At 65.9% G+C, this 21,546-nt stretch carries 23 protein-coding genes; 18 read left to right on the forward strand and 5 right to left on the reverse strand.

Annotation, left to right across the window (positions count from 1 at the left end):
• Window positions 1-193: 193 nt before the first annotated feature.
• From D5084_RS17480 to D5084_RS17495, 4 genes are all read left to right on the forward strand, one after another.
• The gene (locus D5084_RS17480) at window positions 194-1,828 is read left to right on the forward strand and encodes an ABC transporter substrate-binding protein (protein ID WP_238382699.1); all 1,635 of its coding nucleotides are present in this window, start codon (window positions 194-196) and stop codon (window positions 1,826-1,828) included.
• 83 nt (window positions 1,829-1,911) lie between these two features.
• Window positions 1,912-3,000 carry an ABC transporter permease gene (locus D5084_RS17485; RefSeq protein WP_128516787.1) on the forward strand — a complete coding sequence of 363 codons (1,089 nt, stop codon included), beginning with the start codon at window positions 1,912-1,914 and terminating at the stop codon, window positions 2,998-3,000.
• Between the two features lie 12 nt (window positions 3,001-3,012).
• Window positions 3,013-4,422, forward strand: coding sequence for an ABC transporter permease (locus D5084_RS17490; protein ID WP_128516788.1), 1,410 nt, complete (start codon window positions 3,013-3,015; stop codon window positions 4,420-4,422).
• A 4-nt stretch (window positions 4,423-4,426) separates the two neighbouring features.
• On the forward strand, window positions 4,427-6,529 hold the full coding sequence (locus tag D5084_RS17495; RefSeq protein WP_128516789.1) for a dipeptide ABC transporter ATP-binding protein: 2,103 nt from the start codon (window positions 4,427-4,429) through the stop codon (window positions 6,527-6,529).
• Window positions 6,530-6,583: 54 nt separating this feature from the next.
• Here the strand turns inward: D5084_RS17495 and D5084_RS17500 are convergent, their stop codons facing one another.
• A complete protein-coding gene (locus D5084_RS17500; RefSeq protein ID WP_128516790.1) occupies window positions 6,584-7,192 on the reverse strand; it encodes a lytic transglycosylase domain-containing protein in 609 nt (202 codons plus the stop codon).
• Window positions 7,193-7,403: 211 nt separating this feature from the next.
• On the opposite strand from D5084_RS17500, the gene ssb reads away from it, so the two are divergent.
• The 8 genes from ssb (at window position 7,404) to D5084_RS17540 (ending at window position 13,362) form a co-directional block, all read left to right on the forward strand.
• A complete protein-coding gene (ssb, locus tag D5084_RS17505) occupies window positions 7,404-7,925 on the forward strand; it encodes a single-stranded DNA-binding protein (protein WP_128516791.1) in 522 nt (173 codons plus the stop codon).
• 93 nt (window positions 7,926-8,018) lie between these two features.
• Window positions 8,019-8,396, forward strand: a complete 378-nt coding sequence (locus D5084_RS17510) for an SUF system Fe-S cluster assembly protein (protein WP_128516792.1) — start codon at window positions 8,019-8,021, stop codon at window positions 8,394-8,396.
• A gap of 127 nt (window positions 8,397-8,523) precedes the next feature.
• Window positions 8,524-9,156, forward strand: a complete 633-nt coding sequence (locus D5084_RS17515) for a hypothetical protein (protein ID WP_128516793.1) — start codon at window positions 8,524-8,526, stop codon at window positions 9,154-9,156.
• Window positions 9,153-9,968, forward strand: coding sequence for a DUF3307 domain-containing protein (locus tag D5084_RS17520; protein WP_128516794.1), 816 nt, complete (start codon window positions 9,153-9,155; stop codon window positions 9,966-9,968). The genes D5084_RS17515 and D5084_RS17520 overlap by 4 nt, the downstream gene beginning before the upstream one ends.
• 23 nt (window positions 9,969-9,991) lie before the next feature.
• Window positions 9,992-10,351, forward strand: coding sequence for a HesB/IscA family protein (locus D5084_RS17525; protein ID WP_128516795.1), 360 nt, complete (start codon window positions 9,992-9,994; stop codon window positions 10,349-10,351).
• A 103-nt stretch (window positions 10,352-10,454) separates the two neighbouring features.
• Entirely contained in the window at window positions 10,455-11,198 is a 744-nt protein-coding gene (gene tpiA / locus D5084_RS17530) for a triose-phosphate isomerase (protein ID WP_128516796.1), read from the forward strand.
• A gap of 59 nt (window positions 11,199-11,257) precedes the next feature.
• On the forward strand, window positions 11,258-12,187 hold the full coding sequence (locus tag D5084_RS17535) for a DMT family transporter (protein ID WP_128516797.1): 930 nt from the start codon (window positions 11,258-11,260) through the stop codon (window positions 12,185-12,187).
• Entirely contained in the window at window positions 12,187-13,362 is a 1,176-nt protein-coding gene (locus tag D5084_RS17540) for a cytochrome P450 (protein ID WP_128516798.1), read from the forward strand. Before D5084_RS17535 ends, D5084_RS17540 begins: the two co-directional genes overlap by 1 nt.
• A 128-nt stretch (window positions 13,363-13,490) precedes the next feature.
• Here the strand turns inward: D5084_RS17540 and D5084_RS17545 are convergent, their stop codons facing one another.
• Window positions 13,491-13,952: an Lrp/AsnC family transcriptional regulator gene (locus D5084_RS17545; RefSeq protein WP_128516799.1), complete on the reverse strand. Its 462-nt coding sequence runs from the start codon at window positions 13,950-13,952 to the stop codon at window positions 13,491-13,493.
• Between the two features lie 142 nt (window positions 13,953-14,094).
• On the opposite strand from D5084_RS17545, the gene D5084_RS17550 reads away from it, so the two are divergent.
• Genes D5084_RS17550 through D5084_RS17570 form a run of 5 tightly spaced genes read left to right on the forward strand, consistent with a single transcriptional unit; the run spans window position 14,095 to window position 18,099 of the window.
• Window positions 14,095-14,400, forward strand: coding sequence for a DUF2849 domain-containing protein (locus tag D5084_RS17550; protein ID WP_128516800.1), 306 nt, complete (start codon window positions 14,095-14,097; stop codon window positions 14,398-14,400).
• A gap of 7 nt (window positions 14,401-14,407) precedes the next feature.
• On the forward strand, window positions 14,408-16,078 hold the full coding sequence (locus tag D5084_RS17555) for a nitrite/sulfite reductase (protein ID WP_128516801.1): 1,671 nt from the start codon (window positions 14,408-14,410) through the stop codon (window positions 16,076-16,078).
• Complete coding sequence (locus tag D5084_RS17560) at window positions 16,068-16,820, forward strand: phosphoadenylyl-sulfate reductase (RefSeq protein ID WP_128516802.1); 753 nt, start codon at window positions 16,068-16,070, stop codon at window positions 16,818-16,820. Before D5084_RS17555 ends, D5084_RS17560 begins: the two co-directional genes overlap by 11 nt.
• On the forward strand, window positions 16,817-17,218 hold the full coding sequence (locus D5084_RS17565) for a DUF934 domain-containing protein (RefSeq protein WP_128516803.1): 402 nt from the start codon (window positions 16,817-16,819) through the stop codon (window positions 17,216-17,218). The genes D5084_RS17560 and D5084_RS17565 overlap by 4 nt, the downstream gene beginning before the upstream one ends.
• A 44-nt stretch (window positions 17,219-17,262) precedes the next feature.
• Window positions 17,263-18,099 carry a ferredoxin--NADP reductase gene (locus tag D5084_RS17570; RefSeq protein WP_435532685.1) on the forward strand — a complete coding sequence of 279 codons (837 nt, stop codon included), beginning with the start codon at window positions 17,263-17,265 and terminating at the stop codon, window positions 18,097-18,099.
• 200 nt (window positions 18,100-18,299) lie between these two features.
• On the opposite strand, the gene D5084_RS17575 is transcribed toward D5084_RS17570, so the two are convergent.
• Window positions 18,300-18,728 (reverse strand): hypothetical protein, encoded by a 429-nt coding sequence (locus D5084_RS17575; RefSeq protein WP_128516804.1) that lies wholly within the window; start codon window positions 18,726-18,728, stop codon window positions 18,300-18,302.
• A 295-nt stretch (window positions 18,729-19,023) separates the two neighbouring features.
• Between D5084_RS17575 and infC the strand changes: the two genes are divergently transcribed.
• Window positions 19,024-19,476 (forward strand): translation initiation factor IF-3, encoded by a 453-nt coding sequence (gene infC / locus D5084_RS17580; RefSeq protein WP_238382707.1) that lies wholly within the window; start codon window positions 19,024-19,026, stop codon window positions 19,474-19,476.
• Window positions 19,477-19,523: 47 nt separating this feature from the next.
• On the opposite strand, the gene D5084_RS17585 is transcribed toward infC, so the two are convergent.
• Window positions 19,524-20,525, reverse strand: a complete 1,002-nt coding sequence (locus D5084_RS17585; RefSeq protein ID WP_128516806.1) for a molybdopterin-binding protein — start codon at window positions 20,523-20,525, stop codon at window positions 19,524-19,526.
• Window positions 20,525-21,511 carry an XdhC family protein gene (locus D5084_RS17590; RefSeq protein WP_128516807.1) on the reverse strand — a complete coding sequence of 329 codons (987 nt, stop codon included), beginning with the start codon at window positions 21,509-21,511 and terminating at the stop codon, window positions 20,525-20,527. The genes D5084_RS17585 and D5084_RS17590 overlap by 1 nt, the downstream gene beginning before the upstream one ends.
• Window positions 21,512-21,546: the final 35 nt, after the last annotated feature.

The following is a 21,546-nucleotide window of genomic DNA, read 5'->3' on the forward strand; positions in this document are numbered from 1 at the left end:
CCTGGCCATGTCGTGAATGTGCTACGGATTGTCGAAAGCAGTCGTTGACGGATTGGCGAAAAAGATGCGCAATGGCCTGATGGGGGTGTGTGTCGCGCTGTGACGTTCGGGCTGTGCCGACGCGGCCAGAGCAACGCTTGGCGAGACAGATCGCACTGCCGCAACCAAAGAAAAAACTCGCAGGGAGACGAAGATGAAAGACCTGAAGACCGGCGCCAAGCTGCATCCTGCGGCGCAGATGTATGCAACCGAACACGCCGATGGCAAGCTCAGCCGCCGTGAATTCCTCACCCGCACGACTGCGCTGGGTGTCTCGGCCGCTGCCGCCTATGGCCTGATCGGCCTGCCCGCCCCCGCCCAGGCGCAGGAGGCCAAGGTCGGCGGCAAGATCCGCGTGGCGATGGAGGTGAAGGGCACCAAGGACCCGCGCCTGGCCGACTGGCCGCAGATCGCCAACGTCTATCGCGGCTGGCTGGAATATCTGATCCAGTACAACAACGACGGCACATTCGAGGGCCGGCTGCTGGAAAGCTGGGAAGTCAACGAGGACGCCACCCAGTACACGCTGAAGGTCCGCCCCGGCGTGACCTGGAACAACGGCGAGCCCTTCACCGCCGATGACGTGGTGCGCAACTTCGCCCGCTGGACCGATGGCAACGTCGAGGGCAATGCGATGGCCTCGCGCTTCCCCGGCCTTGTGGACGAAGCGACCAAGACCCTGCGCGATGGCGCGGTGGTCAAGGTCGACGACATGACGGTGCAGCTGAACCTGACCGCCCCGGATATCGCGGTGGTCCCGAACCTTGCCGACTATCCGGCAGCCGTGGTGCATTCGTCGTTCAAGGACGGAGAGGACCCCGCGACCAACCCGATCGGGACAGGCCCCTATGTTCCCCAGGAAGTGTCGGTCGGGCAGAAGGCCGTTCTGGTCCGCGCCCCGAACCATACCTGGTGGGGCGGCACCGCGCCGCTGGACGAGATCCACTACATCGACTTCGGCACCGATCCCGCCGCAATGGTCGCGCTGTTCTCCTCGGACGAGGTGGACGCGAACTATGAATCGGTCGGCGAATTCATCGACATCCTGGACGGGATGGGTCTGGTGAAAGAGGAAGTCGTCACCGCCTCGACCATCGTGGTGCGGATGAACTCGTCGTCGGACCTCTACAAGGACAAGGCGGTCCGCTCGGCGATCCAGCTGGCGGTCGATCCGAAGGTGGTGCTGGAGCTTGGCTACAACAACCTCGGCGCCACGGGCGAGAACCACCACATGTTCCCGATCCACCCGGAATATCCCGAACTGCCCAAGCAGACGATCAATCCCGCAGGCCTGATGCCGGCGCTGGAGGCCGCGGGCCTGAAGGACGCGGAATTCGAGGTGATCTCGCTGGACGACGGCTGGGAAGCGGCGACCACGGCGGCGGTGCAGGCCCAGCTGAAGGACGCGGGCATGAACATCAAGCACACTGTCATGCCGGGGTCGACCTTCTGGAACGACTGGCAGAAGTATCCGTTCTCCTCGACGACCTGGAACCACCGGCCGCTTGCGGTGCAGAACATGAGCCTGGCCTATACTTCGACCGGCTCCTGGAACGAGACTTCGATGGCCAACCCCGAGTTCGACGCGCTGATGACACAGGCCCTGGCGATTGCAGACGCCGACAAGCGGCGCGAACTTGCGGCGAAGATGGGCACGATCCTTCAGGAAGAGGGCTACATCATCAACCCGTTCTCGCGGTCGTTGTTCAGCCACCACAAGGAAGGCTTCGCAGGGCTGGGTCATCACCCGTCCTTCGAGCACCATCACTACAAGTGGTCCGTGGCCTGATCACCCTGACCCGGTGACACAACGACAAGGGGCGCGCCTGTCGCGCCCCTTCAAGGGGTTTTTCACGCAAAGGGGGGGGCGGCATGGGATTGTTCGTGCTCCGTCGGCTGGGGGTCATGCTGCTGACAGCGCTGGCCCTGACCTTCGTGGTCTTCTACCTGACCAACCTGCAACCGAACCTGGAAAAGCTGGCGCGGACCGAAGGCTCCGTGCGCATGACGGATGAGGCGGTCCAGGCCTGGATCGAACAGAACGGCCATTCCGGTTCGGTGTTCGCGCGCTATGGCCAGTGGCTAGGGGTGGTGCCAGGCTGGACCTACACCGACGAAAAGGGCGATACCCGTGGACGCTGCTTTGCCATTGGCCAGGACCCCGCCACCGCCCCCAGATTTTGCGGCCTCTTTCAGGGCAACTGGGGCTTTTCGACCTTCTTCAAGAAACCCGTCGCCGCGTCGCTGGGTGAAAAGCTCGCCGCAACCGGGTGGCTGATGCTGGCGGTGATGCTGGTGATGGTGCCGACCTCGCTGTTTCTCGGCGTGCTCTCGGGGATGCGCGAGGGGTCGGTCATTGACCGGACGCTGTCGACGTTTTCCATCGCCTCGACCGCCACGCCCGAATATGTGTCCGGCGTCATCCTGGTGGCGCTGCTTGCCACGGCCGCCACCGGCATCTCGCCGATCCTGGCCGACTACGGGCTGCTGGAGCCGAACAAGACCCTGTTCCTCGCCTCGGCCACCTCGGCGATGGACGACATCACCTTCTGGAACTTCACCCTGCCGGTGATGACCATCGCGCTTTACGGCATCGGTTACATCGCCCGGATGACCCGTGCCTCGATGACCGAGGTGATGACCCAGCAATACATCCGCACCGCCCGGCTGAAGGGTGTCCCCTTCCGCACCGTGGTCATGCGCCACGCGCTGAGAAACGCCCTGATCGCGCCGTTCACGGTCATCATGCTGCAGTTCCCCTGGCTCTTGAACGGCGTGGTGATCGTGGAAAGCCTGTTCAACTACAAGGGCTTCGGCTGGACGCTGGTGCAGGCCGCCTCGAACAACGACATCCCTCTCCTGCTGGCCTGCTCGGTCGTGGCCGTGGTCGTCGTCCTGCTGACGCAGCTGATCTCGGACATCGGCTATGTCTTCCTGAACCCCCGCATCCGGCTGGCCTGAGGGAGCGCGCGCATGGACTTCCTCACCTGGACTGGATCGGTCGGAACGGTTCTTCTGCCCGTGTTCCAGATCGCGCTGCTGGCGCTTGCCCTGTCGCTGCTTGCCAAACTTCTGTTCGTGTTTGCAGGCCTTGACGCGCCGCAATTGCCCGGCCCCGACGGCGCTGCGGCAGCCCGGTCTCCGGGCCATTTTGCCAGTCTTGCCATCCGCTTCAGCTTCCTTGCCGCCCTTGCGGCGATCGTCTTTACCCTTGCCGCGGGTGCCGTCATGCCCTCGCCGGTCGAGGCGGGCATCCTCGGCGCAATGGCCGTGCGGTTCTGGCCGGTCTGGCTGGCTCTCGCGGCGACCTTCGTGCTGTCGATCCGCTTCCGCAGAAAGCTGGGTCTCTATGGCAAGCTCTTCGATTCCACCGTCGGAATGATCGGCTTTGCCATCGTCATGTTCTGGGTTTTCACCGCGATCTTTGCCGACGTGATCATCACCCAGGACCCGTTCATCCAGCTTTCGGGCCTGAAGAACAAGGCACCCGGGGTTCTGGCCCCCGACAGCCCCTATGGCTGGTATCTGCTGGGAGGCGACCACCTCGCCCGCGACGTGTTCAGCCGGATGGTGATGGGCGCGCGCGAGGTCCTGAAGATCGCTCCCGCCGCCACGCTGTTCGCCTTCATGGTCGGCATCACGCTGGGCCTGCCGGCAGGCTATTTCGGCGGCAAGCTGGACACCTTCATCTCGTTCCTGGCGAACCTCGTCCTCGCCTTCCCGGTGATCCTCCTCTTCTACCTCCTCGTCACGCCCGAGATCCGCGACACCGGCATTCCCATCATTCTCGCCGCGCTCCTGTTCATCTTCCCGATCATCTTTCTCTGCACGCTCTGGAACAGCCGGTACTACACCAACCCGCCGCGTCGGAACCTATATGTCGGGATCACCCTCCTGATCGGACTTTGGGCCTATTCCGGCCTTGCCTTCAACATGGATCCGTTGGGCATCTGGTCGATGCAGCCGAACATGCTGAACGTCTTCGTCTCGGTTGTCTTCGTGAACTCGCCCGGCGTCTTCCGCATCGTCCGGGGCCTCGTGATGGACATCAAGGCCCGCGACTATGTGGCGGCCGGCCAGACCCGCGGCGAAGGCCCCTGGTACATCATGCTGTGGGAGATCCTGCCCAACGCCCGCGGCCCGCTGATCGTCGATTTCTGCCTGCGGATCGGCTATACAACCATCCTCCTCGGCACCCTGGGCTTCTTCGGCCTCGGCGTGTCACCCGACAGCCCGGACTGGGGCTCTACCATCGACGACGGGCGGAAACTTCTGAACCTGTTCCCCCACCCTGCCCTGGCCCCTGCCCTTGCCCTGATGAGCCTCGTCCTCGGCCTGAACCTTCTGGCCGACGGGTTGCGCGAAGAAAGCCTGAAAGATTGATGCCATGACAGCCCCTGCAAGCGATCAACCCTGGGACCCGTCGAAGCCGATCCTGGAAATCGAGCACCTCTCCATCTCCTTCTTCACCCGTCTGCGGGAAATCCCCGCCGTGATGGACTTCTCCTGCACCGTCATGCCGGGCGAAGCGATGGGCCTCGTGGGCGAATCCGGCTGCGGCAAGTCCACTGTCGCACTGGCGGTGATGCGCGAACTGGGCAAGACCGGCCGCATCGTTTCCGGCTCGATGAAGTTCAAGGGCCGCGACCTTGCCCTGATGAACGACGAGGAACTTCGTCACATCCGGGGCAGCGAGATCGCGATGATCTACCAGGAGCCGATGGCAAGCCTGAACCCCGCGATGAAGATCGGCGCGCAGCTGGCCGAGGTGCCGATGCTGCATTCCGGCATGTCGAAGGACGAGGCCTGGAAGCTGGCCCGCCAGATCGTCGCCGACGTGCGGCTGCCCGACCCGGACCGCATCGTCAACGCCTACCCACATCAGCTGTCAGGCGGCCAGCAGCAGCGCATCGTCATCGCCATGGCCTTGATGGCCAAGCCCGCGCTACTGATCCTCGACGAGCCCACCACGGCGCTGGACGTGACGGTGGAGGCCGGGATCGTCGACCTCGTCAAGGAGTTGGGGAAGAAATACGGCACCTCGATGCTGTTCATCAGCCACAACCTGGGCCTCATCATGGATGTCTGCGACCGGATCTGCGTGATGTATTCCGGCGAGGCGGTCGAGACCGGGAACGTCACCGAGGTTTTCGACAAGATGCGCCATCCCTATACTCAGGCGCTCTTCCGCTCGATCCCGCTGCCCGGGGCCGACAAGAATGCGCGACCGCTCATCTCGATCCCCGGCAATTTCCCCCTGCCCCACGAACGGCCCAGGGGCTGCAACTTCGGTCCGCGCTGCGACTATTTCGAAAAGGGCCGCTGCGACGAGGCCGATGTCCCGATGAGCCAAGTCCCCGGCGATGATCGCCACGAAAGCCGCTGCCTGCGCTGGCAGGAGATCGACTGGGACGCGCCCCCCGCCAAGCGCGAGGTCAAGGAAAAGGCCAGGATCGGCGAGGTCGTCCTGAAAATGGAGGACCTGCGGAAATACTACTCCGTTTCAACCGGCGCCTTCGGTGGCGGGGCCTCGAAGGTGGTCAAGGCCAACGAAACCCTCAGTTTCGAGGCGCGTGAAGGCGAGACTCTGGCCATCGTGGGCGAATCCGGCTGCGGCAAGTCCACCTTCGCCAAGGTCCTGATGGGGCTGGAGACGGCAACGTCGGGCTCGATCATGCTGTTTGACGAAAACGTCCAGTCCACTCCGATCCAGAAGCGCAACACCGACACCGTGTCCCAGGTGCAGATGGTGTTCCAGAACCCCTTCGATACCCTGAACCCGTCGATGACCGTGGGCCGCCAGATCATCCGCGCGCTCGAGGTCTTCCGCTACGGCGCCTCGGACGAAGAGCGCAAGAACCGCATGCTCGAACTCCTCGACCTCGTGAAACTCCCCCGCTCGTTCGCCGACCGGATGCCGCGCCAGTTGTCCGGCGGGCAGAAGCAGCGCGTCGGCATTGCGCGCGCCTTTGCGGGCGGGGCGAAGATCGTGGTGGCAGACGAACCCGTCTCGGCGCTGGACGTGTCGGTCCAGGCGGCCGTCACCGATCTTCTGATGGACATCCAGCGCGAAAACCGCACGACGCTCCTTTTCATCAGCCACGACCTCTCCATCGTCCGCTACCTCTCGGACCGGGTCATGGTGATGTATCTCGGCCATGTGGTGGAAATGGGCACGACCGATCAGGTCTTTTCGCCGCCCTACCATCCCTATACCGAGGCGCTGCTGTCCGCCGTGCCCATCGCCGACACCAGGGTGATCCGCAAGCGCATCGTGCTGGAAGGCGACATTCCCTCGGCGATGAACCCGCCCACCGGCTGCCCGTTCCAGACCCGGTGCCGCTGGAAATCACAGGTGAGCCCGGCGGGCCTGTGCGACCGCGAAGTGCCGCCGGTGCAGGTGCTGGAGGGCGGCCACCAGATCAAGTGCCACCTCTCGCCCGAGGTGCTGGCGACGATGGAACCCGTGATCCAGATCGCGGCCGAATAGGGAGGTGCGGGCGTAGGGTGGGCGATCCGTCCAGCTTCCCCGGCCGGACGCGACCTAGCCCAGGATCGCCTTCACATAGTTCTCGGTCTCGGCGAAAGGCGGTATGCCGTTATGTTCTTCCACGGCACCCGGTCCGGCGTTGTAGGCGGCCAGCGCCAGCTCCCAGCTGCCGAACTTGTCGAACATCATCCGCAGATAGCGGGCACCGCCTTCGAGGTTCTCTTTCGCGTCATTGATGTCCACGCCCAGATGCTCGGCCGTCTCGGGCATGAGCTGCGCCAACCCCGTCGCGCCCTTGGTAGAGACAGCCACAGGATTCCAGCCGCTTTCCTGTTGCACCAGCCGCAGAAACAGGTCCTCCGGCACGCCATGCTTGCGCGCGGCCGCCTTGGCGACGTCGAGATACTCGCCCTTGTAGCTGCCGCGATAAGCCGGAATACCCCTGGCCTCGGCCGTCTCTTCCCCCTTCCTGTATTTGGGCGTGAGTTTGACCGACCCGCTGTATTGCCTGGACAGCTTCTTCTCGATCAGCTCGGACTGCGACTTGAAGATCGCACTGCGCGACTTGGTGGAGCCGGACAGGTTCAGCCCCTCCGCCTGACCTGCCCCTGCAAGCCCGACGGACATCGCGGCCACGATTGCTGTGCGGCGCACCCTCTGCATTCCGAAATCCATACCAACAGGTCCGCGACCCCATCGCACGACCGGCAGGACTATAGCCATTTCGCCCTGATTTTCCAGTCGTGAATTCGCCGGCTTTCCCGACCGCGCCAGCCGCTGCCGATGCCCAGGTTGCAGCCGCCCGAAACCCCGGTATAGGTTTGTTAACCATCCGGGGCGAAGCTGCCCCGGAGATGCGCAAAGGGAGATTCGCATGGCGGGGTCGGTCAACAAGGTCATTCTTATCGGCAACCTCGGCCGGGACCCCGAGGTGCGCAGTTTCCAGAACGGCGGCAAGGTAGTGAACCTGCGCATCGCCACGACGGAGACGTGGCGTGACCGCACCACCGGCGAACGCAAGGAGCGCACGGAATGGCATTCCGTCGCCATCTTCAACGAGGCACTGGGCAAGATCGCCGAGCAGTATCTGAAAAAGGGCTCGACGGTCTATATCGAGGGCGCGCTGGAAACCCGCAAATGGCAGGATCAATCCGGACAGGACAGGTACACCACGGAGGTCGTCCTGCGGCCCTACAACGGCAACCTCACCCTGCTTGGCGGCCGTGACGGCGGATCGGGCGGGGGTGGTGCTGGCTATGATGACCGGGGCGGCTATGACGATGGCGGTCAGGGGGGCGGCTATGGCGGCGGCTCGTCCTCGGGCGGCGGGCGCGGCGGCTCGGGCGGCGGCTCGGGCGGCGTGCGGTCGGATCTGGACGACGAAATCCCCTTCTGATCCCCGTTGCGATCCGTCTTCGGTGCCACTGGACCTTGACCGGAGCATTCCCTATATAATCGGTCAACTTACCCAAGGCACCGGGACAATCACATGCAGGACCAGACTGAGGCCCAGACCGGGGCACGGACCGAGGGGCAGCCGCTTATCAAGCCCTCCTCCACCGACCATCCGCTCTATCCGCAGATCGTCGAGGCCTGCCGGACGGTCTTCGACCCGGAAATCCCGGTGAACATCTTCGACCTCGGCCTCGTCTACACGATCGAGATCGGGCCGGAGAACGAGGTCGAGATCACCATGACCCTCACCGCCCCCGGCTGTCCGGTTGCCGGAGAGATGCCGGGCTGGGTCGCCAATGCCGTCGAACCCCTGCCCGGGGTCAAGCAGGTCGATGTCAACATGACCTTCGACCCGCCCTGGGGGATGGAGATGATGTCCGACGAGGCGCGGCTGGAACTGGGCTTCATGTAGGCAGGTCGACAGACCCGTCCCTTGGCGCAGTCCTCACCCCGTCAAGCGCAAGCCTTCTGGATTGCCGCGACACTTGCAAGTCAATAGGGTTGCAAACCCACTTTGCAAGCCTTATAACTTGCAGGCAATGAACCATGCCACAGTCCTTACCGGCGATGTGATCGGGTCCACTCTGGCCGGGTCGGCGGAAACCGATGCCACCATCGGCCTGATCCGGTCGGTCGCACTCGATCCTGACAACCTGCTTGGCCGGGATGTCCGCTTTTCGCGCTATCGCGGCGACGGCTGGCAGGTCTACAGCTCGGATCCCGACCGTGTCTTCCGGATCTGCGTGTTGATCCTTGCGAACCTGCACAGTCACCCGGACTTGCCACGGACGCGCATCTCGGCGGCCTGCGGCGCCGTCTCATCCCTTCCCGAAACCGGGCTTGCCAGCGCCAGTGGCGAAGCCTTCACCCTGTCCGGTCGCGGCCTTGACGCCATCAAGCGCCGGAAACTTGTCTACGCTCAGGCGGAGGGTCAGGCTGTCTGGAAGGCGTCCCTCTTCCGCCTGCTGGAGTGGCTGGCCTTTCGCTGGTCGCCCGAACAGGCTCAGGCCATCGCGATGTGCTTCCGCCTTGACCCGCCCCATCCCGGCAAGTCGGCCGAAGAACTTGGGATCAGCCGTCAGGCTTTCAGCGCCCGGCTGGACGGGGCAGGATATGCACCGCTCCTGGAAGCCGACCTCGCCTTCCGCAGCGAAAGGACAGACCGGCCATGATCGAAACCTTCGTAGCCCTGCTCTTCGCCCATACGCTTGCCGATTTCGTCTTTCAGACCAGGTGGATGGCCACCAGCAAGCGCAATCCTCTGGCGCTGGGCCTGCATCTGGTCATCGTCTACGCCGCAGCCGTCGCTGCGACCGGATCGCTGCACCTTGCACTTGTGGTCCTCGCGCTTGTCCATATCGCGATCGACGTCGGCAAGCTGGTCCTGACCTCGGTCTGGAAGACCTCGGGCGGTCTTGGGCCGTTCCTCGTCGACCAGGCCCTGCACCTCGCCACCCTGGTCGCCCTTGCCCTTTGGCTGCCGGACCTCTGGGCCCAGGGCCTCTGGGCACCCGGAGCGATCGTGACCGGGGATGACGGCGGCATCCTGGGCACCGGCCTCTGGTCGGACGAGGCCCCGCTCCCGGTCAGCCAGCTGCCCGCGCTCATGGCCCTTGCGACCGGCTTCCTCCTGGCGACCCGCGCCGGCGGCTTTGCGGTGGGTCTGCTGATGCTGCCCTTCGCCGCCGGCCTGCCGGCCGAGACAACTGCGGAAGGCCTGCCCGGCGCAGGTCGGGTGATCGGGCTTCTTGAACGCGGACTGATCTTCATCCTCGTCCTGATCGGCCAGCCGCAGGGCGTGGGCCTCTTGATGGCCGCCAAGTCGATCCTGCGCTATGGCGCGCTGAAAGAGGACCGCGCGCTGTCCGAATATGTCATCATCGGCACGCTCGCGTCCTTCGGCTGGGCCCTTCTGGCCGCCTATGCGACGGTTGCCGGCCTTGCCGTGCTGCCACCGCTTGGAATCCCGGGTGGGACGCCCTAGATTATCCGCAAAGGAGCCCGCACATGTTCGGCATTCCCGGCAAGGCCGCCGTCACCCTCACCCCCGCTGCCACCAGCCAGATCCGGCGGCTCATGGCGCGCGAGGGCAGCCAGGGGCTGCGCATCGGCGTCAAGAAGGGCGGCTGCGCGGGCATGGAATACACCATGGAATACGTCAGCGCGATCAATCCGCTCGATGAGATCGTCGAACAGGACGGTGCCAGGGTGATGATCGCCCCCATGGCGCAGATGTTCCTGATCGGCACCGAGATCGACTATGAGGTCGGCCTGGTCGAAAGCGGGTTCAAGTTCCGCAATCCGAACGTGGTCGAGGCCTGCGGCTGCGGCGAATCGATCAAGTTCCGCGACGCCCCCGGCGCCTAGGCGCACGGCGCAGCTGACGACAAACGGATTGTTGCCCAACTGCCGCCTTTTCCTTTCGCGGTATACACGCTAGGCGTGTCCGGACTGCACAAGGAAACGACCGATGAAGAAACTCGCCGCCGGAAACTGGAAAATGAACGGCACCCAGGCCTCGCTTGCCGAAGTGACGGCCCTGCTGGAAGCCCATCCCGACCCGGCCTGCGAGATGCTGCTCTGCCCGCCTGCGACGCTGATCGCCGCGATGGCAGCCCTCGCCCGCGGCACGGCGCTGATGGTCGGGGCGCAGGACTGCCACCCGAAACCGATGGGCGCGCATACCGGCGACATCTCGGCCGCCATGCTCCGTGATGCGGGGGCAACCCATGTCATCGTCGGCCATTCCGAACGTCGCATCGACCACGGCGAAACCAGCGCTCTGGTCAAGGCCAAGGCCGAAGCCGTCGTGGATGCGGGCCTCACCGCCATCGTCTGCATCGGCGAGACCGAGGCCGAGCGCGATAGCGGCAAGACACTCGCGGTGATCGGAACCCAGCTCGACGCTTCGATCCCGGGCGGCGCGACAGCGGCGAATCTGGTCGTCGCCTACGAACCCGTCTGGGCGATCGGCACCGGCCGCACGCCCACCCTGACCGAGATCGCCGAAGTCCACAGCTTCCTGCGCGGTCGCCTGCGCGGCCTGATCGGGGCCGAGGCCGAGGGCGTGCGCATCCTCTACGGCGGCTCGGTCAAGCCGACGAACGCCAGCGATATCTTTGCCGTGCCGCATGTCGACGGTGCGCTGGTCGGGGGCGCCAGCCTGAAGGCCGCCGATTTCGGCGCCATCGTCGCGGCGCTCTCTGCCGCCTGACGACATCGCCTGTCGCGGATGGACCAGCCCGCGGCGGCGCTGCCGCATAACGTGCCGCCATGACGGCAATTTCCTCCGACGCGCGACGGTCGCTTCTGACCGCCAATCTGATCTGCCTTGCCTCGATGGTGGTCTGGGCGGCCGGATTGCCCGCCGCCGATCTCATCATCCCGCATATGCCGCCCGTCGCCCTTACCGCCGCCCGCACCACTCTGGCCGCTCTGGTCCTGCTGCCGGTCTGGATCGCGACAGAGGGGCTTGCCAGCGTGACCCGCGCCAACTGGGCCAGAGGTGCCTGGGTCGGCTTTGTCACTCTGGGCCTGGCCTCCTTCTTCGTCATCATCGCCTTGCAGTTCAACGATCCCGTCACCGTGGCCATCGTCTCGGCCGCCATGCCCATCGTCGGCATCCTGCTGGAATGCCTGGCGGACAAGCGCCCCTTCACCCGCGCACTGGCCATCGGCCTGACGCTCTCGCTTCTTGGCGGCCTGATCGCGGTCGGCGGCGCAGAGGGCAGGATCGACCTCGGCCTCGGCGTCCTTGCGGCACTTGCCTCGGTCACGCTGTATACCTGGGGCTCGCGCGAGACGGTCAAGGCCCTGCCCGAGCTGTCGCCCCTTGGTCGCGTCGCCATCACTGTCGCCGGTTGCGCAGGTGTCGCACTGGTTGCGGCTCTGGGCGATGGCCTTCTGCGCGGCAACTGGCCGGACTGGGGCGCGATCGGCCCGACCGAGTTCGGCGGGCTGGCGATCTTCGGCATCGGCTCGATGGCGGTCAGCCAGCTTCTCTGGATCATCTCGGTCGGCCGCATCGGCATCGGGGCCGCCTCGATGCATATGAACGCGGTGCCGTTCTATGTCATGCTGATGGTCTTTCTCCTGGGCGGACCCTGGAACTGGGGCCAGTCGCTGGGCGCCGCGATCGTTGTGACCGGCGCGCTGATCGCACAGGGCCTGATCGCCCCGGCCCTTTCCCGTCGAGAGGCGTGATGCAATCCTTGCAGCAACCCCCGAAGGACCCCGCCTTCGTCCAGAACCCCTACCCGTTCTACGAACGGGCGCGCGCCCTCGGGCCCTTCTTCCTCTGGGACGACTACACCCTCGTCTGCACCGGCAATGCCGCCGCGGTGAACGCCATCTTCCGCGACCGCCGTTTCGGGCGTGAACCCGTCGATCCCCTGCCCATCCCCCCGCACCTCGCGCCCTTCTACGCCGTCGAGGCGCATTCGATGCTGGAGCTGGAACCGCCCCGCCACACCCGTCTGCGGAACCTCGTCCTCCGCGCCTTCACCTCGCGACGGATCGCTGGCCTTGCGCCGGACATCACCGCCCTGGCCACGGAACTTGCCGAGTCCTTCCCCAGGGGCGACTTCGACCTCCTGACCGCCTTCGCCCAGCCCCTTCCGGTCCGCATCATCGCCCGCCTGCTCGGCGTGCCCGAAGAGATGGCGCCCGACCTTCTGCGCTGGTCGAACGCAATGGTCGGCATGTACATGGCCGGCCGCACGCGCGAGATGGAGGACCGCGCCATCGCGGCCACCACGGATTTCGTCGCCTTCCTGCGCGCCTATGTCGAGGAACGCCGCGCGCGTCCCGCCGACGATCTCATCACCCAGCTCATCGCCGCCGAGATGGAGGGCGAGAAACTCTCCACGGACGAACTCATCTCCACCTGCATCCTCCTCCTCAACGCCGGGCACGAGGCGACCGTCCACACCATCGGCAACGGGGTGAAGACGCTCCTGGAAACAAGGACGCCACTCTCGGCACTTGCCCCCGACGCCATCGAGGCGACCGTCGAGGAGATCCTCCGCTTCGATCCCCCCCTGCACATGTTCACCCGGCATGCCTATGAAGAGGTCGAGGTCATGGGCCACACCTTCCGGCGCGGCGATCAGGTGGGCCTTCTCCTCGCTGCCGCGAACCGTGATCCGGGCCAATGGGACCAGCCCGACCGTTTCATCCCGACCCGTCCCGCAAAGCCGCATGTCAGCTTCGGCGCGGGCCTCCACTTCTGCGTCGGCGCGCCGCTGGCCCGGCTGGAGTTGCAGATCGCGCTGCCGATCCTGTTCCGCCGGCATCCGAACCTGACGCTCGTCGCCAGTCCGGCCTATGCCGACGTCTACCACTTCCACGGCCTCGGCGCGCTGCGCGTCACGACCTGACCGCTGCTTGCCCATTTCCCAAATACTCCGGGGGTCTGGGGGCAGCGCCCCCATCGCCCGAGGAGGAGGCGCAGGCCGACGACGAGACAAAGGGATTGCGCGTCAGCGCTCCTTCCGACAACCGCCCGTCACAGGGGCAGCACGGTGGTGGACTTGATCTCCTCCATGCTCAGAAGCGCGGTCACGTTGTAGATCTTCACCTCCGAGATCAGCGCCTGATAGAAGCTGTCATAGGCCCGCGCATTCTTCACCCGCACTTTCAGGATATAGTCGATGTCGCCGGCCAGCCGGTGCGCCTCCAGCACCTCGGGCCGTTCGCGCAGGGCCTTCAGGAATTTCCGCTGCCACTCGGCCTCATGCTCGCTGGTGCGGATCAGCACGAAGAAACAGGCCTCCAGCCCCAGAGCCTCGGGGTCCAGGATCGCCGTCGTCCGGGTAATCACCCCCTGCTCGCGCATCCGCCGGATCCGGTTCCACACCGGCGTCTTCGACGAGCCCACCTTGCGGGCGATCTCGTCAAGCGACTGCTCGGCATCCTGTTGCAGTTCGGACAGGATTTTCCGGTCCAGATCGTCCAGCGCGGCGCTCATTCCTGATTTCCCCTCATTCCCGGAACAACTGATCCCCACCCGTCCAGTATCAGAACATTCGTCCTTATCCGCAAGGGTCTCTGGCGAATTGCCGGGAAAATATTCTATATTCCCCGAAGGATTTCCAGCGCCCGAGGGCATCATGAGCCGCCGCTTCACCCCGAAGATCGTCACCGCCAACCGCCTGCGAGAGGGCGATGTCGTCTATCTGACGGCCGATGACCGCTGGTCGCCCTTCCACCACGAGGCCGAGCTGATCGAGGACGAAGCCCATGCCCAGATGCGCCTTCTTCACGCCGCGGCGCAGAAGCTGACGGTGGTCGGCGCCTACCTCGCCGATGCGCGCCCCGGCCCGAACGGCCCCGAGCCCGTCCATTTCCGCGAGGCATTCCGCACCCGCGGGCCTTCCAACTATCCCCACGGCAAACAGGCCGATCTGGCGAACTGAGGGCGCAATGTATTCCTATTCCGACTTCGACGAAGCCTTCGTCCGCGCCCGCGTCGCGCAGTTCAGCCAGCAGGTCGCGCGCCGTCTCGATGGCAGCCTGACCGAAGACGAATTCCGCCCTCTGCGCCTGATGAACGGGCTTTACCTGCAACTGCACGCCTACATGCTGCGGGTCGCGATCCCCTATGGCTCGCTGTCACCCCGCCAGATGCGGCAGCTGGCATACATTGCCGACACCTGGGACAAGGGCTATGGCCATTTCACCACCCGGCAGAACATCCAGTTCAACTGGCCGAGGCTGCCGGATGTGCCCGCAATCCTCGGCGCGCTTGCGGATGTCGAGATGCACGCCATCCAGACCTCCGGCAACTGCGTGAGGAACGTCACCGCCGACCATTTCGCCGGTGCCGCGGCGGACGAGATCGCCGACCCCCGGCCCTATGCCGAGCTTCTGCGCCAATGGTCCACCGATCACCCGGAATTCCAGTTCCTGCCGCGCAAGTTCAAGATCGCCATCACCGGCTCCCCCAACGACCGCGCCGTGACCAGGGCGCATGACATCGGCCTGCGCATGGTCCGCAACGCGGCCGGAGAGCCGGGTTTCGAGGTCATCGTCGGCGGCGGCCTCGGCCGGACCCCCATGATCGGCGTCACCGTCCGCGACTTCCTGCCCGAGGCCGACCTCCTGCCTTACGTCGAGGCAATTCTCAGCGTTTACAACACCTTGGGCCGCCGCGACAACAAGTACAAGGCGCGGATCAAGATCACCGTGCACGAGACCGGCCGCGAAGCGATCACCGAGATGATCGAGACCCGCTTTGCCGAGCTGCGCCCCCTCTTCGGCGGGGCCGACCAGAAGCTGCTGGCCGAGATCCGTCAGGCCTTCGCGCCCCCGGCCTTCCGCAACGCGCCGACGGATGCCTATGACGCCTTCTACAGGGCCGACCCGGTGTTCCGCGCCTGGGCCGACACCAACCTGACCCGGCACCGCAACGACCAGTATGCCATCGTCACCATCAGCCTGAAGGCCCATGGCAGGACGCCGGGCGACGCCACCTCCGACCAGATGCGCCTCATCGCCGATCTTGCGGAAAGATATGGCCATTCCGACCTGCGGATCAGCCACGAACAGAACGTGATCCTGCCGCATGTCCACAAATCCGACCTGCCGGTGATCCACGCCGCACTGACGAAAGCCGGGCTTGCCACGGCGAATGTCGGCCTCCTCTCCGACATCATCGCCTGCCCCGGCATGGACTACTGCGCGCTGGCCACCGCCCGCTCGATCCCCGTGGCGCAGGAACTGGCCACCCATTTCGAGGCGCTGAAGCTGGAACACGAGATCGGCCCGCTGAAGATCAAGATTTCCGGCTGCATCAACGCCTGCGGGCATCACCACGTGGGCCATATCGGCATCCTCGGGCTCGACCGTGCGGGGGTTGAGAACTACCAGATCACCCTTGGCGGCGACGGCACCGAGGATGCGGTGATCGGCGAAAAGACCGGCCCCGGCTTTGCCTATGACGAGATCGTGCCCGCGATCGAACGCATCCTGCGCGCCTATCTCGACCTGCGGCTGGAGCCCGCGGAGACCTTCCTCCAGGCGTTCAGGCGCGTGGGGATGGAGCCGTTCAAGGTCGCGCTTTACGAGGCCGAAAGGGAACAGGATGCCGCGTGACGGGCGCCATGAAGGCCCGGTGGCCGAGCGTGTCGCGGCGCTGAATGCGCGCTACAGGCATCATTCGGCCACCGCCGTGCTGGAACATGCATTGAAGGACGATGACCTTGGTCAGGTTGCTCTGGTGTCGTCCTTCGGGGCGGAATCGGTCGTGCTTCTGCACCTGGTCAGCGTCATCGCGCCGGAAACGCCGGTGCTGTTCATCGACACAAGGATGCTGTTTCAGGAAACGCTGGATTACCAACGGGACCTAGCAGAGAAGCTGAACCTCTGCGACATCCGCACGATCCGCGCCAACCCGACCCGGGTCAGCTTCGAGGACCCCGACGGCACGCTGCACCAGTTCAACACCGACGCCTGCTGCAACGTTCGCAAGGTCGAACCGCTGGAACGCGCTCTGGCACCTTTCGACGGCTGGATCACCGGGCGCAAGCGGTTCCAGAACGCCGACCGCGAGGCGCTGCAATTCTTCGAGAACGAAGGCGACCACCGGATCAAGGTCAACCCGCTGGCCCATTGGGGCCGCGAGGACATCGAGGAATACATGGTCGAGAACCGCCTGCCCCGGCATCCGCTGGTGGCCAAGGGCTACCCTTCCATCGGCTGCGCGCCCTGCACGAGCCCGGTGAAGCCCGGCGAGGACCCGCGCGCGGGGCGCTGGCGCGGGCAGGCCAAGACCGAATGCGGCATCCATTTCATCGACGGCAAGGCCGTTCGCACCCCAAGGGAGACCGCGGCATGAGCGTGATCGTGACCGATGCGGGCTTTGTCCCCGCCCCCGACCGCGGGATCGTGCCGCTGGCCGATCTGACCGACCAGACGGCGGTGGACCTTGCGAACACGGACGATCCCGCTGCACTGGCCGGTCACCTCGACCGGCTGCGGCTCATCCGCGTGGCCTTCCCGGCCTTCAACGACGGCCGCGCCTTCACCATCGCCCGCCGCCTGCGCGAGATGGGCTACAGGGGGCAGCTTCTGGCCAAGGGGCCGGTGATCGCCGACCAGTATGCCATGCTGCGCCGGGTGGGGTTCGACGGGGCCGAGATCCCGGACGACCTCGCCGCCCGCCAGCCCTGGGACCAATGGCAGTTCCGCGCCGACTGGCAGGCGCACCATTATCAGGCGCGCCTGCGCGCCTGACTTCCGCTTGACCTCGATCAACGCTAGACACGGAAAGCCGGTCTATGGCCGGGACGACCCTCATGACCGAAGCGATGCTGATGAACGCCCCTGCCAAGCCCCACCTGCCCGACGCCCAGACCGTGACCCAGGTCCGGCACTGGACGGATCGCCTCTTTTCCTTCCGCGTCTCGCGCCCCGCGACGCTCCGGTTCCGGTCGGGCGAGTTCGTGATGATCGGCCTGCTGAACGACGACGGGAAGCCGCTTCTCCGGGCCTATTCCATCGCCTCGCCGTCCTGGGACGAGGAGCTGGAGTTCTACTCGATCAAGGTCCCCGACGGACCGCTGACCAGCCGTCTCCAGCATATCCAGCCGGGCGACGAGATCATCCTGCGGCCGAAACCGGTGGGGACGCTGGTGATCGACGCGCTGCTACCGGGCAAGCGGCTGTGGTTCCTCGCGACGGGGACGGGGATCGCGCCCTTCGCCAGTCTGATGCGCGACCCGGAGGTCTACGAGAAGTTCGACCAGGTCATCATGATGCACACCTGCCGCGAGGTGGCAGAGCTGGAGTATGGGCGGCAGCTGGTGGAAAGCCTGAAGGACGACCCGCTGATCGGCGAGATGGTGCAGGGCAAGCTGCGCTACTATCCGACGACCACGCGGGAGGCTTTCCATCACATGGGGCGGGTGACGGACAACCTGGCCTCGGGCAAGGTCTTCGCCGACCTCGGCCTGCCAAGGATGAACCCGGCGGAAGACCGGGCGATGGTCTGCGGGTCGCTGGCCTTCAACCTCGATGTGAAGGCGATCCTGGAGGGGTTCGGGCTGCGCGAGGGGGCCAATTCGGACCCCAAGGAATTCGTGGTCGAGAAGGCCTTCGTCGGCGACGGGATCTGACGCGCCGCGCGTGGCGCCTTATCGCCTGCCAATGATTTCAATGGGTTGAAAATTCGTGTTCATGCGGCGCTAACCAAGAAAGTACGGGCCGCGGGGTGATCCCTGCGGCCTTTTTCACGGCTTGGCCACCCGCGCCGCGCAAAAGAAAAGGCCGCGAGGTTCACCCTCGCGGCCTTCGAGTGTCGGGTCAGGCCCGACGATTACATGCCAAGCGCGGTCTTGATCTGCGCGATGGTGTCGGCGACCAGCGCCGGATTGGTGCGGGCGGCCTCGACAGCGGTCTTCAGCGTGGTCTTGGTCGCATCGTCCAGCGTCGAGCCGTCGATCAGGGCAACCACGGCATCGGCGTTGAAATTGGCCGGGTCAAGCGCGGCGGCGGCATCGCCTGCCGCCTCGACCGTCGCGGAGGCAGCGGCGGCAGCTTCGTCAGCCGCCTTCTGAGCCGCCGCAGCAGCCTCTTCGGCGGCCTTCGCGGCAGCTTCCTCTGCGGCCTTGGCGGCGGCGGCGGCTTGTTCCTCGGCCATTTTCGCCTGAGCAGCGGCTTCCTGAGCAGGCTTGTAGCTGAACTGGTAGTAGCCGCCAGCGGCAAGAAGGACGACGATGGCGCCGATGATTACGGTTCTGTTCATGTCATATTCTCCTATGACCGGGGGCAATGGCCCGGATTGGGGTCATATGGCAGTTTGGCCCGGGAATGAAAAGACCGACGGGTCCGGGCCTGTCGAAAAAGGCTGAAAGCCGCAGGATTCTTGACGAAACGCAGGTTGTCCGGGTTGCAGACCGGCCCGCGCTCGCCTAGATTGCCGCCGCAAAATCAACCATCAAAGGACAACAGCCATAGCCCGCAGACCTCACAATGCCCCGCCGCAACGCGAAACCGGTCCCCGCATCAACGACCGCATCCGCGCTCCGGAAATCCGCCTGATCGGCGCGGATGGCGAAAATGTCGGGGTCGTCACCCCGGCCCGGGCGTTGCAGATGGCCGAGGAAGCCGGGCTGGACCTGGTGGAAATCTCGCCGACCGCCGTTCCGCCGGTCTGCAAGATCATGGACTTCGGCAAGTTCAAGTACGAGACGCAGAAGCGCGAGGCCGAGGCCCGCAAGAAGCAGAAGATCATCGAGATCAAGGAGATCAAGTTCCGCCCCGGCACCGACACGCATGACTACGAGGTGAAGATGCGGTCGGTCGTGAAGTTCCTGGAGGAAGGCGACAAGGTGAAGATCACCCTGCGCTTCCGGGGCCGCGAAATGGCGCACCAGGAGCTTGGGCTTGAGCTGCTGAAGCGGGTCGAAGCCGATGTCGCCGAGATCGGCAAGATCGAGAGCTTTCCGCGTCTGGAAGGCCGACAGATGGTGATGATGATCGCGCCGAAGTAGGATCGGTCAGAGGACGGACGAAGCGGGGGCCCAGGCGGCCCCCGTGTTCATTCGGGCTTCGCCTCGCGCAGCCGACCGCGCGCGGGGCTTTCCTTCAGAAGTCCGCCGACCCCCATTGCGGCAATATCCGCAGCGGTGACGGGCACGCCGCAGATCAGCCGCTCCATCACCCAGTCGGCGCCGTTCAGGGCGGGGCTGCGGGCGCAGCCGGGCAGGCCGATGACCGGAGTGGCGCGCATCTCGCCCAGAAACAGGAGGTTGCCGGGATCGACCGGCATCCCGAAACGGTCGACCCGTCCCCCTGCCCTGCGGACGGCCTGCGGGGCCACGTCCTGCGGGTCCGAGGTGGCCGAAGCGGTCAGGATCAGGATCAGCTCGGCATCGCAGACCGAGTCCAGCGTGGCGGCAAGGTCATCCTCGCGGTGGGGGCTGTGCAGATGGGACACGAGGCGCGCGCCCAGCCTGGCCAGCCGTTGCGTGATCGCATCGGGGTCAAGGCGCCGCGCGGCGGGGTCGGTGTGGGTTTCGACCAGCGTCACCCGCGTGAGCCGTGCCGGACGCAGGCGCAGCGCCCCGGCCCCCTTCGCACAGGCCCTGGCGACCGAGGCGGCGGCGACCCCGTAGGCGATGACCTTGATCGTGGCCGCCATCTCGCCCGCCGCCAGCCGCTGCAAATGCGGCACGGTGGCCAGAGTGAGCATCGGATCGACCGCGTTCAGCGCATCGACCCTGGCCGCCGCAACGTCGCAGAGGCCCGGCGCGCGGGCGTGCAGGTTGACCCGTCCCGTCCCGACCGGGCGCAGGTCAAGGCCGGCCTGCTGCGGGTCCGGCACCAGGGCCCGGGCGATGGCCAGCGCGGCGGCGTCCTCGTGCAGGTCGGTGGGGTCAAGGCGGGCCACGGTGACTTCGGCATGGCCCGCCGCACGCAGCCGGGCGATTTCGCCCGCGTCGAGCAGGCAGCCCTTGCGCAGGCGGCCTTCGGGCAGGGCGACGGAATGGGCCAGGATCGCGCCTTCGGCCTGGGCCAGGGGAACGGGGCCGAAGCGCATCAGCGGCGCAGGCTCTCGATGATCTGCGCCATGATGCTGACCGCGATTTCGGCCGGGGTCTTGGCGCCGATGTCCAGGCCGACCGGAGCGTGGATCTTCGCGATCTGGTCGGGGGTGAAGCCCTCGGCGGTCAGGCGGTCGACGCGTCTGGCATGGGTGCGGGTGGACCCCAGGCAGCCCAGATAGAAGGCGGGGGAGGTCAGCGCGTGGCGGATCGCGGGGTCGTCGAGTTTCGGGTCATGGGTCAGCGTGACGATGGCGGTGCGCGCATCGGGGTTGAGCTGCGCAAGAGCCTCGTCCGGCCAGTCGTCGAGGATCGTCTCGCCGGGGAAGCGGTCGGCGGAGCCGAAGGCGCCGCGGGGGTCGATCAGCGTGGGGGCAAAGCCGCAGGTGCGGGCGATCTGGAGCAGCGGCTGGGCGATATGCACCGCGCCGACGACGATCAGGCGCAGGGGCGGGTTGTGGATGGCGATGAAGCGGCCGTCCTCCTCCATCCCCGAGCGGTCGGACTTGAAGCGGGCGTCGGCGGCGGGGTCTTCGCCGGGGGCGACGAGGCGGCGGGTCCAGGTGGCGGGGGTGGTGACGACGGCCAGAGCGCGGGGGGCGGCGCGGGCGGCGACGAGATCGGCGAGCAGGGTCTCGGGCAGGGCCTCGGCCCCCTCGCCCACGGGTTCGACGAGGACGCGGATGGTGCCGCCACAGGCAAGCCCCGCGGCAAAGGCGGTTTCGTCCGAGACGCCGAAGGTCAGGACGCGGGACTTGCGGTCGGCAAGGGCATCCAGCGCCTCGGTGATGACCGCGCCTTCGACGCAGCCGCCCGAGACGGAGCCGACCATCTCGCCCGTCCCGGAAATGGCAAGCTGGCTACCGGCCTGGCGGGGGGCCGAGCCCCAGGTCTCGATCACGGTGGCGAGGGCGGCTCCCTTGCCGGCGCGGTGCCAGGCGAGGGCGGCTTCGGGGACAAGGTCGTGGCTGGCGCGGGTCATGGCGCAAGTATGCGACCAGGGCCGGGGGTTTGCCA

The sequence above is a fragment of the Tabrizicola thermarum genome, from assembly GCF_003574395.1.
GTDB classification, from domain to species: domain Bacteria; phylum Pseudomonadota; class Alphaproteobacteria; order Rhodobacterales; family Rhodobacteraceae; genus Tabrizicola; species Tabrizicola thermarum.

Coding starts and splice junctions, on each gene's coding strand:
- ssb (WP_128516791.1), top strand. CDS start 7,404: ATGGCGGGGTCGGTCAACAAGGTCATTCTTATCGGCAACCTCGGCCGG.
- D5084_RS17510 (WP_128516792.1), top strand. CDS start 8,019: ATGCAGGACCAGACTGAGGCCCAGACCGGGGCACGGACCGAGGGGCAG.
- D5084_RS17540 (WP_128516798.1), top strand. CDS start 12,187: ATGCAATCCTTGCAGCAACCCCCGAAGGACCCCGCCTTCGTCCAGAAC.
- D5084_RS17585 (WP_128516806.1), bottom strand. CDS start 20,525: ATGCGCTTCGGCCCCGTTCCCCTGGCCCAGGCCGAAGGCGCGATCCTG.
- D5084_RS17515 (WP_128516793.1), top strand. CDS start 8,524: ATGAACCATGCCACAGTCCTTACCGGCGATGTGATCGGGTCCACTCTG.
- D5084_RS17485 (WP_128516787.1), top strand. CDS start 1,912: ATGGGATTGTTCGTGCTCCGTCGGCTGGGGGTCATGCTGCTGACAGCG.
- D5084_RS17575 (WP_128516804.1), bottom strand. CDS start 18,728: ATGAACAGAACCGTAATCATCGGCGCCATCGTCGTCCTTCTTGCCGCT.
- D5084_RS17490 (WP_128516788.1), top strand. CDS start 3,013: ATGGACTTCCTCACCTGGACTGGATCGGTCGGAACGGTTCTTCTGCCC.
- D5084_RS17560 (WP_128516802.1), top strand. CDS start 16,068: ATGCCGCGTGACGGGCGCCATGAAGGCCCGGTGGCCGAGCGTGTCGCG.
- D5084_RS17590 (WP_128516807.1), bottom strand. CDS start 21,511: ATGACCCGCGCCAGCCACGACCTTGTCCCCGAAGCCGCCCTCGCCTGG.
- D5084_RS17555 (WP_128516801.1), top strand. CDS start 14,408: ATGTATTCCTATTCCGACTTCGACGAAGCCTTCGTCCGCGCCCGCGTC.
- D5084_RS17525 (WP_128516795.1), top strand. CDS start 9,992: ATGTTCGGCATTCCCGGCAAGGCCGCCGTCACCCTCACCCCCGCTGCC.
- D5084_RS17535 (WP_128516797.1), top strand. CDS start 11,258: ATGACGGCAATTTCCTCCGACGCGCGACGGTCGCTTCTGACCGCCAAT.
- D5084_RS17550 (WP_128516800.1), top strand. CDS start 14,095: ATGAGCCGCCGCTTCACCCCGAAGATCGTCACCGCCAACCGCCTGCGA.
- D5084_RS17480 (WP_238382699.1), top strand. CDS start 194: ATGAAAGACCTGAAGACCGGCGCCAAGCTGCATCCTGCGGCGCAGATG.
- D5084_RS17500 (WP_128516790.1), bottom strand. CDS start 7,192: ATGCAGAGGGTGCGCCGCACAGCAATCGTGGCCGCGATGTCCGTCGGG.
- D5084_RS17545 (WP_128516799.1), bottom strand. CDS start 13,952: ATGAGCGCCGCGCTGGACGATCTGGACCGGAAAATCCTGTCCGAACTG.
- tpiA (WP_128516796.1), top strand. CDS start 10,455: ATGAAGAAACTCGCCGCCGGAAACTGGAAAATGAACGGCACCCAGGCC.
- D5084_RS17520 (WP_128516794.1), top strand. CDS start 9,153: ATGATCGAAACCTTCGTAGCCCTGCTCTTCGCCCATACGCTTGCCGAT.
- D5084_RS17565 (WP_128516803.1), top strand. CDS start 16,817: ATGAGCGTGATCGTGACCGATGCGGGCTTTGTCCCCGCCCCCGACCGC.
- D5084_RS17495 (WP_128516789.1), top strand. CDS start 4,427: ATGACAGCCCCTGCAAGCGATCAACCCTGGGACCCGTCGAAGCCGATC.
- D5084_RS17570 (WP_435532685.1), top strand. CDS start 17,263: ATGGCCGGGACGACCCTCATGACCGAAGCGATGCTGATGAACGCCCCT.